Raw genomic sequence first — 14,394 nt, forward strand, 5'->3', positions numbered from 1 at the left:
AGCGCCTTAAAACAGCTTGCTGCCCCAGCCGAGCTTGTTGCGCAGCACGTGGAAGTAACTGTAGTCGAGCGGGTGTACCAGATGCAGCTTGTGGCTGCTCTTCTTGATGAGGATCTCGTCACCCGGGTGCACCGCCAATGTCACCTGACCGTCGCAGCTCACCTGCATGGCGTCATCCTGGTTGTCCGGCGAGACCAGCAGCCTCACCTCGCTGTCCGCATCCAGCACTATGGGGCGGCTGCTGAGGGTGTGCGGGAACATGGGCACCAGCGTGATGGCATTGAGCTTGGGGGTGAGGATGGCGCCGCCCGCCGACAGCGAATAGGCGGTGGAGCCGGTCGGGGTGGCGACTATGATGCCGTCCGAGCGCTGGCTGTACATGAAGCTGCCATCGATATAGACCTCGAACTCGATCATGTGGGCTATCTTGCCGGGGTGCAGCACGGCTTCGTTCACCGCCAGGTTGCTCGATTTGCGCTCCCCGTGACGATAGACGGCGGCTTCCAGCAGGAAGCGGTGTTCACTCTTGTAGTGGCCTGAGAGCACCTGTTCCAGCGGCAGCAGGTAATCCTGCGGCGACAGGTCGGTCAGAAAGCCGAGATTGCCCCGGTTGACGCCGATCACCGCCACATCGAACCGTGACAGCACCCGGGCCGCCCCCAGCATGTTGCCGTCGCCGCCGACCACGATGGCCAGATCCGCCTGCTCACCGAGCTGAACCAGATCCATCACGTTCTCATCCATGATGCCGAGGGTGTGAGCCACCCGGCTCTCCACCAGCACCCGAAAACCTCGGGTAGTGAGATATTGGTGCAGACCGGTCAGGGTCTGGTTGGCCCCTTCGTGGTGGGGTTTGCCAATCAGGGCAATGGTTTTGAACGGAGAATCCATATGCTGTCGGGTCTGGGATGAGTATTGGGGGGAGTATACCGCGCTTTGTGGGGGATTTGTCTGCTGCCGGCGTCTCCTGATGGGCATAGTGCCATGAAAAGTGGCAATTTGGCTGTTGGCTCGGCTCATTGGCGACGATAGCGCCCTTTTCCCCTTGAAAGCCGAGGCTGCGTCCCCATAATAGCGCCATTACAGGGTCTGTTGCCGACTTGTCGCGCACCCGAACGTCAGCAGACCCTCATAAGCAACCCTGAAATTGGAGATGTCATGAACCACGAAGAACAAAAGGTTGAAACGATGGAGCAAGTGGAAGCCCAGCCAGTCGAACCGACCGATGTAGACAGTGAAGTGACAGCCGAGCAGGCCCGCATTGCCGAGCTGGAGGCCCAACTGGAAGCCGCCCGGCAGGCGTCCAATGAAGAGCGCGAGCGTGCCATTCGTGCCGTCGCCGAGATGGAAAACCTGCGTCGCCGCGCCGCCCAGGACGTGGAGAAGGCTCACAAGTTTGCGCTGGAGAAATTCGCCGCCGAACTGTTGCCGGTACTGGACAACCTGGAGCGCGCCATCGAGCTGGCCGACAAGGAGAGCGAAGAGCTCAAGCCGATGATCGAAGGGGTCGAGCTGACCCTGAAATCAATGCAAAGCGGCGTGGCCAAGTTTGGTCTGAATCCGCTGGATCCGCTCAATCAGCCGTTCGATCCCAATGCCCATCAGGCGATGAGCATGATCGAAAATGGCGAGTTGGCACCGAACACTGTCATCGCCGTGATGCAGAAGGGCTACGAGCTCAACGGCCGGGTGATCCGTCCGGCCATGGTGATGGTCTCCAAGGCGCCGGCCTGAGTGTCATCGCTGTGCTGAGCCCGCCGCTCGGCGGGCTTTTTATTGGTAGCGGCGCCATTCTGCGTATTCAGTGGCGCCATTTGGCAAGCATTCACCCGTAAACAGGGCAAGAATGCGCGGTTTTTTGAGGGCGGGGCTTGAAGCGTCAACTTGAGACCCCATATAGGTTGCAAGGCCGCGGCGGCACAAAAAATTTGATGCCGGGAGCTTGAAAGCCACATTGGCTGCCCCCACCTAGCCGTTAACGCATTAAGGCGAGTTCCTCGCCAGTTTATTCAAAGTATTTGGAGATTCGTCAAATGGGTAAAATCATCGGTATTGACCTGGGTACTACCAACTCCTGCGTCGCTATTCTGGATGGCGACACTGCTCGCGTGATCGAGAACGCAGAAGGCGATCGTACTACTCCGTCCATCATTGCCTATGCCGATGATGGCGAGATCCTGGTTGGTCAGCCGGCCAAGCGTCAGGCCATCACCAACCCGAAGAACACCCTGTTCGCCATCAAGCGTCTGATCGGTCGCCGTTTCGAAGATGAAGAAGTGCAGCGTGACCTGAAAATCATGCCGTACGCCATCGCCAAAGCTGACAACGGTGACGCCTGGGTTGAAGTGAAGGGCAAGAAAATGGCACCGCCGCAGATTTCTGCCGAAGTGCTGAAAAAGATGAAGAAGACCGCCGAAGACTACCTGGGCGAGCCGGTAACCGAAGCAGTCATCACTGTTCCGGCCTACTTCAACGACGCCCAGCGTCAGGCTACCAAAGATGCCGGTCGCATCGCCGGTCTGGATGTAAAACGCATCATCAACGAACCGACTGCCGCAGCTTTTGCTTACGGCGTGAACAAGGTCAAGGGTGAGCGCAAGGTTGCCGTGTATGACCTGGGTGGCGGTACTTTCGATATCTCCATCATCGAGATCGACGAAGTGGAAGGTGAGACCACCTTCGAAGTACTGGCGACCAACGGCAACACCCACCTGGGTGGTGAAGACTTCGACAACCGTGTCATCAACTATCTAGTAGATGAGTTCAAGCGTGAGCAGGGCATTGACCTGCGCAACGACCAGCTGGCCCTGCAGCGTCTGAAAGATGCCGCCGAGAAAGCCAAGATCGAGCTCTCTTCTGCCCAGCAGACCGACGTGAACCTGCCGTACATCACTGCAGATGCCACCGGTCCGAAACACATGAACATCAAGGTGACCCGCGCCAAGCTGGAATCCCTGGTGGAAGACATGGTGAAAGACTCGCTCGAACCAGTTCGCATTGCCCTGAAAGACTCTGGTCTGGCCGTTGGCGAGATCGACGACGTCATCCTGGTAGGCGGTCAGACCCGCATGCCGATGGTGCAGAAGACTGTTGCCGAGTTCTTTGGCAAAGAGCCGCGCAAAGACGTCAACCCGGACGAAGCCGTGGCCATGGGTGCAGCCATCCAGGGTGCCGTACTGTCCGGTGAGAAGACCGACGTACTGCTGCTGGACGTGACCCCGCTCTCTCTGGGTATCGAAACCATGGGCAGCGTGATGACGGCGCTGATCGAGAAGAACACCACTATCCCGACCAAGAAGTCCCAGGTGTTCTCCACTGCCGAAGACAACCAGTCTGCCGTGACCATTCACGTGCTGCAGGGTGAGCGCAAGCGCGCCAGCGACAACAAGTCCCTGGGCCAGTTCAACCTGGAAGGCATCCGTCCGGCTCAGCGCGGCCTGCCGCAGATCGAAGTGACCTTCGACATCGATGCCAACGGTATCCTGCACGTCTCTGCCAAAGACAAGGAGACCAACAAGGAGCAGAAGATCACCATCCAGGCTTCCTCCGGTCTGTCTGATGAAGAGATCGAACGCATGGTACGCGAGGCGGAAGCCAACGCGGCCGAAGACAAGAAATTTGAAGAGCTGGTGCAGACCCGCAACCAGGCTGACGGTCTGGTCCACTCGGTCCGCAAGCAGGTAGCCGAAGCCGGTGAAGCCCTGCCTGCCGACGACAAGACCAAGATCGAAACTGCATTGAGCGAGCTGGAAGCCGTCATCAAGGGTGACGACAAGGCGGTCATCGAAGCCAAGCAACAGGCGCTGATGGAAGCCTCCCAGAAGCTGATGGAGATTGCCCAGCAGCAAGCTCAGGCTCAGGGTGCTGGCGCCGATGCCGGTCAGTCCTCTTCTTCCGCCAAGGCTGACGACGACGTGGTCGATGCCGAGTTCGAAGAAGTGAAAGACGACAAGAAATAAGCCACACCCAGATGGGCAGAGTCCGCTCTGCCTATCGGCTTGAACGATGAATTTACGGGCGTTGGGTGACCAACGCCCGTCTGCATAACTGTTTACGTAGCAACAGGATCAGTATGTCAAAGCGCGATTTCTATGAAGTGCTCGGGGTATCGAAAGATGCCGATGAGCGCGAGATCAAGAAGGCGTACAAGCGTCTGGCGATGAAGTTTCACCCGGATCGCAACCAGGGTGATGCCGCATCCGAAGAGAAGTTCAAAGAGGTCAAGGAAGCCTATGAAGTCCTGACCGATGCCAACTTGCGTGCCCGTTATGACCAGTACGGTCATGCCGGCGTGGATCAGAGCCAGGGTGGCGGTGGTCACGGTGGCTTTGGCGGCGGAGCCGATTTCGGTGATGCGTTCGGCGACATCTTTGGCGACATCTTTGGCGGTCGCAACGGCGGCGGTCGTCGTGGTCCGGCCCGGGGTTCCGACCTGCGCTACACCATGGAGCTGACCCTGGAAGAAGCGGTGCGCGGCGTCTCCAAGGAGATCAAGGTACCGACCCTGGTCCACTGCGAGGTCTGCAACGGCTCCGGCGCCCACACCGGCAGCAGTGCCCAGACTTGCCCGACCTGCCACGGTGCCGGTCAGGTGCAGATGCGTCAGGGCTTCTTCGCGGTGCAGCAAGCCTGTCCGCACTGTCACGGTCGCGGCAAGATCATCAAGGATCCGTGCCGCAAGTGCCACGGTGAAGGTCGTTACCAGAAGACCAAGACACTGTCGGTGAAAATTCCGGCGGGCGTCGATACCGGCGATCGCATCCGTCTCTCCGGCGAAGGGGAAGCGGGGGAAGCCGGGGCTCCGGCCGGGGATCTCTACGTACAGGTGCACGTCAAGGAGCACGAGATCTTCGTGCGTGACGGCAACAACCTCTACTGCGAAGTGCCCATCAGCTTCACCGCCGCCGCACTCGGTGGCGAGATCGAAGTGCCGACCCTGGATGGCCGCGTCAAGCTCAAGGTCACTCCCGAGACCCAGACCGGCAAGATGTTCCGCATGCGGGGCAAGGGCGTGAAGTCCGTGCGCTCCGGCCAGGTGGGGGATCTGATGTGCAAGGTGGTGGTCGAGACCCCGGTCAAGCTGACCGAGTCCCAGAAAGAGCTGCTGCGCCAGCTGGACGAGTCGTTCAGTGGTGCCGCCGCCAAGACCCACAAGCCGAGATCGGAAGGCTTCTTCGAAGGGGTGAAACGCTTCTTTGACGACCTGACCCGCTGATGGCAGCCGGTCCGGCACCAAGATAGAAAGAGGGAGGCAAGATGCCTCCCTCTTTTTTTGTCGTCTTGATCCAAGTGCTATCGCGACCCGTCATCCCAATGTGCAGATCGGTCCATATCAGGCGCCGACCAGCGTGCTGCCGAGGAAGGCATAGGCGAAGCCAAAATAGATCAACACACCCAGCAGATCCATGATCGAGGTGAGCATGGGGGAGCTGAGGGTAGCCGGGTCAGTCCCTATCTTGCGCGCCACGAATGGCAGAGCCAAACCGAGCAGGCTGCCAACGACAGTCACCGTCATGGCCGACAGGCTGACGATCAGCACTATGTCCCAGCCAATGCTCTTGCTCCAGAATGCCATCACGCCTTCCAGCACGGCGACACCCACCCCCAGCGCCACGGCAACGGGCAGATCGCGACGCAGCACGAAGAAGAAGTCACGCATGCTCAGCTTGAGCTGTCCCATGCCCATCGAGCGGATCACCAGGGTGGCAGACTGGCTGCCAGCGTTGCCGCCCATGTCGATGATGGGGGCAATAAAGGCGGCGAGGATCAGGACCTCGCTGAGCAGATCCTCCTGGGCCGCGACCAGATTGCTGGTGAGAATGCCAAAAATGGTCAGCACCGCCAGCCAGAAGAAACGGGCATTGAACATGCTGAGTGTGCTGGATGCGCGAAGATCGAGTTCGGGGCCACCCAGAGCCGCCGTGCCACCGAAACGGGCAATGCGGTTGGCATCCTCTTCCTCGGCCACATCCATCGCATCATCCACAGTGACCATGCCGAGCAGCTGCCGGTCATTATTCAACACCGGCAGGGCCAGCAGGTTATAGCGGGCTATCATGTCCGCGGCGGCGCCCTTGTGGGCATCTGCCTGAATACTCACCAGCTCCCGCTGCATGATGCTTGATATGGGGGCCTTGCTGTCGGCCAGAAAGAGCTCTCGCAGGGAGACAACCCCGATGAGTCGGCGCATTTCATCCACGACATACAGGGTGTAGATGCTTTCTCTGTCAGCGGCAGTGCTGCGCAGGCGCTGCAGCCCCTCGCCCACAGTGATGTCGGCTGGCAGGCTGGCACAATCCGAGCTCATGATGGAGCCGACCAGGCTGTCGGAGTAAGAGGCCAGTCGTTGGGTATCCTCCCGCTCTTCCTCCGTCATCGCATCGAGCAGGATCTGGCGCAAGGCGGCAGGCAGACGATTGTAGAGGTCGGCTCTGTCATCGGGGGAGAGGCGGGTGCACAGCTCCTCCAGCTGGGTCTTGGCCATGGAGCGCACCAGACTGGCCTGAATGTCGCTTGGCAGATGGCGGAAGATGCGAGCGGCCCGCAATGCAGGCACCAGGCTGAGGAAGGTGTGAATATGCTTGTCTGTCAGGCGCTTTATCGCTTGAGCCAAATCGACTTCATGAATATTCAGGCTCAGGCTCTGGATCCCCATGCGATCCTTGTTTTGCAGCAGTACGTACAGCTGTTGGTGAATATCTTGGTATTGCATTTATATATCCTTTATTACATCAGTCGGAAAAATGGCAAATAGAGTCCCGACTGACATCACATCAGCAAAAATAGATAAAGAAATAACACCCGAAAATTAACTCGGGCTAGTCGCCAGTACAGGCTCCAGGGTCAGGGTCCATAAGGCACCTCCTGATTGATGTAGAAAACGGCCATATTCTTGTCCGTCATGGGCAACGAAGGGGGAACTGAACAGGTGCAACGCGCGGCAAGCGTGCAGTAAGGGAGACCGGATGGCGAGCCGGGCGCACCCCGCTGATCGGCGGCTGCCATGACTCCTGCGGTTTCGCCGGCAAGCCGCATGGCCACTGACCCTCGGCAAACCGGGCTCGCCATTGGCAACTTGCGCCATGGGCGGAGCAACATGGGTTGATGGGTAGACAGCGGTAATGACATGGTGGTCCTGATAGCAGGAGAAGATCCATGCAGGCATGATTGACGTCATCCAGCGGGTGACCCTGAATGGCGCAAATAATAGACATCGAGTGAATACAGGGAAGGGGTGCACTCAGGTGCAAATAAACCGCTCTCCGCATAGCGCGAGATAGCGGCAGAAGACTCTGCGGGGATCTCGCGACTCAGGTATTGGCTGACGAGCTCAACGACCTACTGTCATCTGATGAATTGCCCACTGATGGTCTCCGTTATTAATCAATGCGGCGATGCTACTGGAATGACACTTGTTGGTAAATAATTAATCCGCCGACAGAAACATTTAGAAACATCTTTATTGATATGTTTCGTGATTGAACGCCGGATATACGAGTGCAGCGATATCGCGAGCCGGGTTCGGCACGGTTTGCTACCACTCGCCGCCGATCCTGATGGTACTCGGCTCGTGTGAACATCCACTCAGAGGGTGGTGCATGCAGCAGGGATGCCAATACCCGGCAGACCCATCGTCAGCACCATGACCCCTGACCCATCTTGCCGGCGAGATGCGCCACCCTCATTCACACCGCCAGCCGGGATCGCCGGTCTGCGGGTGTGGATCTGCACTATTGAGTGGATCCTGATGAGGGATCCACCTCACAACTCCCGCCAATTCATTCTGTACAAATGTTATCCCGCTCACAGAGTGGCTGAAACGGTTTAGCTTCCATCTTGAGTTAGCTAAAGCGGTTTAGCTATGCTCTCTTCGCCGATAAAAACAGAGCCCGATCGGGCAACACACGACAGGTGAGGAAGATGATGATGTTCAAGAGCAGATTGGCGCTGGCGGTAGCGCTGGGATTAGGGATGAGTGGCCCGCTATGGGCGGCGGATGGCGGTATCGAGGCCCGGCTGGCGGCGCTGGAGGCGCGGGTACAGGCAGCTGAAGCGAGAGCTGAGGCGGCAGAGAGCCGTGCCAGTCAGGCCGAGGTGAAGGCGAGTGCGGCCAGTGTGCAGGCCCAGGTCGCCAACAGCCGCAGCCAGAAGGTGGATGAGAAGACGGCGGGGGCACAGGGTTTCGAGTTTCACGGCTACGCCCGCTCTGGCCTGCTGGTCAACGGCAATGGCAACGGTGGGCGGGGCGGTCCCTACATCACGCCGGCAGGGTCAGTGGGGGGCGCAGTGGGCCGGCTTGGCAACGAAGACGACACCTACATGGAAGCGAATCTGCTCAAGACCCAGACGTTTGATGACGGCAGCTGGGCACGCTACAAGCTGATGCTGGCAGATGGCGTGGAGACCAGCAACGACTGGACCGCCAGCGACTCGAGCCTCAATACCCGTCAGGTGTTTGCCGAAATAGGCAATCTGGCGAGCTTCGATGGCGCTTTCAAGAATGCGGTGCTGTGGGCGGGCAAGCGCTTTGATCGGGACAACTTCGACATCCACTGGCTCGACTCGGACGTGGTCTTCCTGGCCGGTACCGGTGGCGGTGTCTATGACGTGCAACTGGCCGACAGCTGGAAGGCGAACTTCTCCCTCTATGGCCGCGACTATGGCGACATCAGTGCCAGCGGTCTGTCGGATATAGAGAGCTACATCCTCACCATGAACAACCGCTTCGGCAACTGGCAGTGGATGGTGAACGGCCTCTCGGCCAATGACAACGAACAGCGCATCAACGACGGTGGCAAGGGAAGCGAGGCGGCCGACAAGGGAGCCCACACCCTGGTGGCTTATCACGCCGACAGCTTCTTTGGTATCAACCCCGGCTTCTCCAAGGCGGCGATCCTCTACGGTCATGGTCTGGGTGCCGAGCTCAAGGGATTGGGTTCCGACAGCGAGCTGCTGCCCGATGCCGATGCGGTGCGGGTTGCCGTGTTTGGCGCCACCGACCTCAACCCGCGCTGGCGTTTCGCACCGGCTCTGCTGGCCGAGCAGAGCCAGGATCGTTACGTGAAAGGGGATGAATACCAGTGGCTGACCCTCAATACCCGGGTGGCCCAGGTGCTGAGCCAGAACGTCGAGCTGGTCTATGAGGCGGCATGGCAGTACATGGATCTGGATCCCAAGGGTTACAAGGGACGCCAGGCTGTGAGCGGTAACTTCACCAAGCTCACCTTCGCCCCCACCTTCAAGGCGCAGACCGCCGGCTTCTTCGAGCGTCCGGAGCTGCGGGTGTTCGCCACCTGGATGGACTGGTCATCCGAGCTCGACAGCTACGCCAGCGACGATGCCATGGGCCAGAGCAACTTCACCGCCGGTGGCGAGTGGAACTTTGGCGTGCAGATGGAAACCTGGTTCTAGTTCGTTATCCCGATCACAAAAATGGCAGCCGGTGCCGAGATCTGTTGGTTGGCTAAATCGGTTTAGCTGATAATGAACGCCAAGAGATGAGGGCCCGGCCCCGTCAGTGAATCCTGTGCAGCAGTGGAGTAGCAAGGTGACGAATCGTGTGTGGGTAATGGGGGATGCGGTGGTGGACCTGATCCCGGAAGGGGAGCTGCACTACCTCAAGTGCCCGGGTGGTGCCCCCGCCAATGTGGCGGTCGGTGTGGCGCGACTCGGCGGCGAGTCAGCCTTTATCGGCCGGGTCGGCGCCGATCCGTTTGGCCGCTTTATGGCCGATACCCTGGCAAGGGAAGGGGTGGATACCGCTTGTCTGCGGGCGGATCCTGATCATCGAACTTCCACAGTGCTGGTGGCGCTTGATGATGAGGGGGAGCGCAGCTTCACCTTCATGGTGCGCCCCAGTGCCGACCAGTTCCTCACCCCGGATGAGTTACCCCGCTTCGACGCCGGTCAGTGGCTGCTCACCTGCTCCATCGCGCTCGCCAACGAGCCGGTGCGCGGCAGCTGCCTGCAGGCCATGGCGGCCATCAAGGCGGCAGGCGGACGGGTCTGTTTCGACCCCAACCTGAGGCCCGAGGTGTGGGGCAAGTCAGCCGAGATGCTGCCAGTGGTGCGCCAGACCATAGCGCTATCGGATGTGGTCAAGCTCTCGGTGGAGGAGCTGCAACTGCTGAGTGGCGAGGATGAGCTGGCCGCGGGGCTCGCCACCATATCAGGCCCGGCGCTGGTGCTGGTGACCCGGGGGGCGGCCGGTGTGGTGGCACGCCTCGAGGGCGAGCTGCTGGAGTGGGTGGGGCAAAAAGTGACTCCGCTTGACACCACGGGGGCGGGGGATGCCTTCGTCGCCGGTCTCCTGGCCGCGCTGGCACAGGGTGAGCGGTTGCCCACGCTGGCCGAGCTGCCCGCCATCCTGGCTCAGGCTCACGGCTGCGGGGCGCTCGCCACCACCGCCAAGGGGGCCATGACGGCACTGCCGACCCGCACAGAACTGGATGCCTTTTTGCGATCAGGCGCAAGCGGCTGTTGAGCTGCGGCTAGAAGCCCGGGTCAACAGCCCCTACTCTCATGTGACAAGGGCCTGCCAGCGTGGCGGGTCATAAGAGGAATAATATGAATATCAGTGCGATAGCCAAGGATTTGGTGCCCCTGCTCGGGGGCAAGGAGAATATCGTCAGCGCTGCCCACTGCGCCACCCGGCTGCGGCTGGTGCTGGCCGATGACAGCAAGGTGAACAAGGCCGCCATCGACAAGCTGGAGGGAGTCAAGGGTTGCTTCAGCAACGCAGGCCAGATCCAGGTGATCTTCGGCACCGGTCTGGTCAACAAGGTCTATGCAGAGTTCGTGGCTATTACCGGTACCGGCACCGCCAGCAAGGCGGAGCTGACCGACATCGCCAGTGCCAAGCTCAATGTGGCCCAGCGCCTGGCGCGGACGCTCTCCAACATCTTCGTGCCCATCATTCCGGCCATAGTCGCGTCCGGCCTGCTGATGGGGCTGCTCGGCATGGTGCGCACCTACGGCTGGGTCAATGCCGACAGCGCCCTCTTCGTCATGCTGGACATGTTCAGCTCGGCGGCCTTTATCATACTGCCCATCCTGATCGGGTTCACGGCGGCGCGTGAGTTTGGCGGCAACCCCTATCTGGGGGCCACCATGGGGGGGATCCTCACCCACCCGGCGCTGACCAATGCCTGGGGCGTGGCCGGTGGCTTCAAGACCATGGATTTCTTCGGGCTGGATGTGGCCATGATCGGCTATCAAGGCACCGTCTTCCCTGTGCTGCTGGCGGTCTGGTTCATGTCACATCTGGAGAAGCAGCTGCGCAAGCGCATTCCGGATGCGCTGGATCTGATCCTGACGCCGTTTCTCACCGTCATCATCACAGGTTTCGTGGCGTTGCTGTTTATCGGCCCGGCGGGTCGGGTGCTGGGGGATGGCATCTCCTTCGGCCTGAGTGCGCTTTATGAGCAGGCAGGCTGGCTGGCGGGGCTGGTGTTTGGCGGGACCTATTCCCTTATCGTCATCACCGGTATCCACCACAGCTTCCACGCCATAGAGGCGGGGCTGCTCACCAACCCGGCCATAGGGGTCAACTTCCTGCTGCCCATCTGGGCCATGGCCAACGTGGCGCAGGGCGGGGCTTGCCTCGCGGTCTACTTCAAGACCCGGGATCCGAAAATCAGGGCCATTACCGTGCCGGCGGCCATGTCCTGCCTGCTCGGCATCACGGAAGCGGCGATCTTCGGCGTCAACCTGCGCTATATCAAGCCCTTCCTCGCCGGTCTGCTCGGCGGTGCTTGCGGTGGCGCCTACGTGGTGGCGGCCAAGGTAGGCATGACGGCGGTGGGGTTGACCGGTATTCCCGGCATGGCCATCGTTCAGCCCATGAGCCTCATTCATTACGTCATCGGGCTGGTGATCGCCTTTGGCGTCGCCTTCGCCGCCTCCTGGCTGCTCAAATACAAGGTGGAGTGATGAAGGAAGTTGATCTCCTCAATCAGATTGTCCGGTCATTGCTGGCCGGACAGCTCAAGGCGGCGGCCGATCCCCATAGGCCCCGCTGGCATCTGGCAGCCCCGGTGGGGCTGCTCAACGATCCCAATGGCTTTATCGAGCACGGTGGCCGGTATCACCTCTTCTACCAGTGGAATCCGCTGGGCTGTGAACACAGCAACAAGTGCTGGGGCCATGTCAGCTCGACCGATCTGCTGCACTGGCAGCACGAGCCGGTGGCGCTGCTGCCCACCGAGGAGTATGAGAGCCACGGCTGCTATTCGGGCTCGGCGGTCAGCGATGAGCAGGGGCGCCTTACCCTCATTTACACCGGCAACGTCAAATACCCGGATGGCAGCCGCACCGCCTTCCAGTGTCTGGCCCGCGCCGACGGCGAGGGCGGGTTTGCCAAGCTGGGACCTGTGCTCGATTTACCTGAAGGCTATAGCGGCCATGTGCGCGACCCCAAGGTGTGGCACGACGGTCAGCAGTGGCTGATGGTGCTGGGAGCCCGCCCCCTGGACGACAAGGGCGAGGTGCTGCTCTATCGCGGCCAGACGCTGGACAAGTGGCAGCTGGTTGGCCCCATCGCCGGCAGTGGGCGCGGCGGCCTCGGTGAGTTTGGCTATATGTGGGAGTGCCCTGATCTCTTCCCGCTGGCCGATCGCCATGTGTTGATAAGTTGCCCGCAGGGGATTGCCCCGGTGGGCGAGGATTATCGCAACCTCTACCAGTGCGGCTGGTTGGCGGGCGATTTCGACGGGACGCATTTCGCTCACGGGGATTTCCACGAGCTGGACAGGGGCTTCGAGTTCTATGCACCGCAGACCACGCTGGACAGTCAGGGGCGCCGCCTGCTGTTTGGCTGGCTGGGTCTGCCGGAGGAGAACGAGATGAGCCAGCCGACCATTCCCTATGGCTGGATCCATCAGATGAGCTGCCCGCGGGAGCTGTTCTGGCAAGATGACTGGCTCTGCCAGCGGCCGGTGGCGGAACTGGCGGCATTGAAGGGAGAGCTGACCCGCTTCGAGGGGACGCTTGGCGAGTTTCCGGGGCTGGCCATCGACTCGGCCTGGCTTGATCTGGAGCTGTGCGGCGAGGGGAGCCTCTGGTTCGGCGCCGTGGCCGAGCTGGTGTGGCAGCCAGGGCGCATCACCTTGCGGCGCCAGAACTGGAAGAGCGGGATGTGGGAAGAGAGATCCGCCCCCTGGCTGGGTGGGCGGATCACAGTGCTGTGCGATCGTTCCAGCCTCGAGTGTTTCGTGGATGGTGGTCGTCAGACGCTGTCAGCCCGTTACTTCCCCGGTGAAAAGCCGCAGCTATCGGCAGGGAACGCGGGCGAGGGCTGCAAAATTTGCCTCAATCACTGGCCGCTGTCGGCGTGCCTAGTACAATAGCCCGGTGCTAGTCAGCCGGGAGGCCAGGTGGAGAAGAAGAAACGGATCACGATTGCCCAGATAGCCGAGTTGGCGGGGGTGTCCAAGGCGACCGCCAGTCTGGTGCTCAACGGCAAGAGTGCGGAGTACCGGATTGCCGATCAGACCCGCAAGCGTATTCAGGCGGTGGCGGATGAGTGTCACTACCTGCCGAGCTTTCATGCTCGCTCCCTGCGCGAGACCCGCAGCTACACCTGGGGTCTGGTGATCCCCGATCTCACCAACTTCGGTTTTGCCCGCATCGCCCGCGCCCTCGAGGCCCACTGCCGGGAAGCGGGCATCCAGCTGCTGATCGCCTGCTCCGAAGATGATCCCACCCTGGAGCAGACTGTGGTGGACAACCTGATCAGCCGTCAGGTGGATGGCCTCATCGTCGCCTCCAGCGGCCACAGCGACGACATCTATGCCCGCATCCACGACCGCCTGCCGGTAGTGCAGCTGGATCGCCATATCGGCGAGTCGCGCCTGCCCATGGTGATCTCGGACGCCTGCAAGGCTACCGCAGAGCTGGTGCGGGACATGGCTGGCGAGTGCGGCGAGGAGATCTACTACTTCGGTGGCTTGCTGGATCTCTCCCCCAGCCGTCACCGGCTGGCGGGCTATGAGCTGGGTCTCCATCGCGCCGGTTTTGAGGCTGATGCAACCCGGGTGCGCCATCGCGACTATCAGCCGAGCTCAGGTTATCAGCTGATGGCCGAGCTGGTGGCCGAGTTGGGGGCGCCCCCCAAGGGGCTCTTTACCGCCTCCTTTACCCTGCTGGAAGGGGTGCTGCGCTACCTCAACGAGGCGGGGCTGATGGAGACGGGGATGCGGCTGTGCACCTTCGATGATCACGACCTGCTCGACTGCATTCCGATGCGCATCGACTCGGTGGCGCAGGATTGTCCGGCGCTGGCCCGCGCCGCCTTCGAGCTGATGCAGCAACTGATTGCGGGTAATCCCCCCGCACAGACCGCCCAGGTGATCAACCCCCGGGTGCGCTGGCGCAGCCGCCGCTAGTCGCGCAGGT

General features: G+C 60.8%; 10 protein-coding genes. 8 read left to right on the forward strand and 2 right to left on the reverse strand.

All coding sequences use genetic code 11. The features are described 5' to 3' along the window. Positions 1–6: 6 nt before the first annotated feature. A complete protein-coding gene (nadK, locus tag BN1128_RS17765; RefSeq protein WP_042871168.1) occupies positions 7–891 on the reverse strand; it encodes an NAD(+) kinase in 885 nt (294 codons plus the stop codon). 267 nt (positions 892–1,158) lie between these two features. Between nadK and grpE the strand changes: the two genes are divergently transcribed. The 3 genes from grpE to dnaJ all read left to right on the forward strand — a co-directional run bounded on the left by grpE (position 1,159) and on the right by dnaJ (position 5,215). Further along, positions 1,159–1,734 (forward strand): nucleotide exchange factor GrpE, encoded by a 576-nt coding sequence (grpE, locus tag BN1128_RS17770; protein ID WP_042871170.1) that lies wholly within the window; start codon positions 1,159–1,161, stop codon positions 1,732–1,734. 299 nt (positions 1,735–2,033) lie between these two features. After that, entirely contained in the window at positions 2,034–3,959 is a 1,926-nt protein-coding gene (gene dnaK / locus BN1128_RS17775; RefSeq protein ID WP_042871172.1) for a molecular chaperone DnaK, read from the forward strand. Positions 3,960–4,072: 113 nt separating this feature from the next. Next, the gene (gene dnaJ, locus BN1128_RS17780) at positions 4,073–5,215 is read left to right on the forward strand and encodes a molecular chaperone DnaJ (RefSeq protein WP_042871174.1); all 1,143 of its coding nucleotides are present in this window, start codon (positions 4,073–4,075) and stop codon (positions 5,213–5,215) included. 117 nt (positions 5,216–5,332) lie between these two features. Here the strand turns inward: dnaJ and mgtE are convergent, their stop codons facing one another. Then, a complete protein-coding gene (mgtE, locus tag BN1128_RS17785; protein WP_042871176.1) occupies positions 5,333–6,712 on the reverse strand; it encodes a magnesium transporter in 1,380 nt (459 codons plus the stop codon). A 1,208-nt stretch (positions 6,713–7,920) separates the two neighbouring features. Between mgtE and BN1128_RS17790 the strand changes: the two genes are divergently transcribed. The 5 genes from BN1128_RS17790 (at position 7,921) to BN1128_RS17810 (ending at position 14,384) form a co-directional block, all read left to right on the forward strand. Next, positions 7,921–9,411, forward strand: coding sequence for a carbohydrate porin (locus BN1128_RS17790; RefSeq protein WP_156140477.1), 1,491 nt, complete (start codon positions 7,921–7,923; stop codon positions 9,409–9,411). Positions 9,412–9,526: 115 nt separating this feature from the next. Then, positions 9,527–10,483 (forward strand): aminoimidazole riboside kinase, encoded by a 957-nt coding sequence (locus BN1128_RS17795; protein WP_082030467.1) that lies wholly within the window; start codon positions 9,527–9,529, stop codon positions 10,481–10,483. An 83-nt stretch (positions 10,484–10,566) separates the two neighbouring features. Then, positions 10,567–11,931: a sucrose-specific PTS transporter subunit IIBC gene (locus tag BN1128_RS17800; protein ID WP_042871179.1), complete on the forward strand. Its 1,365-nt coding sequence runs from the start codon at positions 10,567–10,569 to the stop codon at positions 11,929–11,931. Beyond that, a complete protein-coding gene (locus tag BN1128_RS17805; protein ID WP_042871181.1) occupies positions 11,931–13,346 on the forward strand; it encodes a glycoside hydrolase family 32 protein in 1,416 nt (471 codons plus the stop codon). The genes BN1128_RS17800 and BN1128_RS17805 overlap by 1 nt, the downstream gene beginning before the upstream one ends. A 27-nt stretch (positions 13,347–13,373) precedes the next feature. Beyond that, the gene (locus BN1128_RS17810) at positions 13,374–14,384 is read left to right on the forward strand and encodes a substrate-binding domain-containing protein (protein ID WP_042871183.1); all 1,011 of its coding nucleotides are present in this window, start codon (positions 13,374–13,376) and stop codon (positions 14,382–14,384) included. Positions 14,385–14,394: the final 10 nt, after the last annotated feature.

Origin of the sequence: Aeromonas piscicola, from assembly GCF_000820005.1 — a bacterium.
Classification (GTDB): Bacteria; Pseudomonadota; Gammaproteobacteria; order Enterobacterales; family Aeromonadaceae; genus Aeromonas; species Aeromonas piscicola.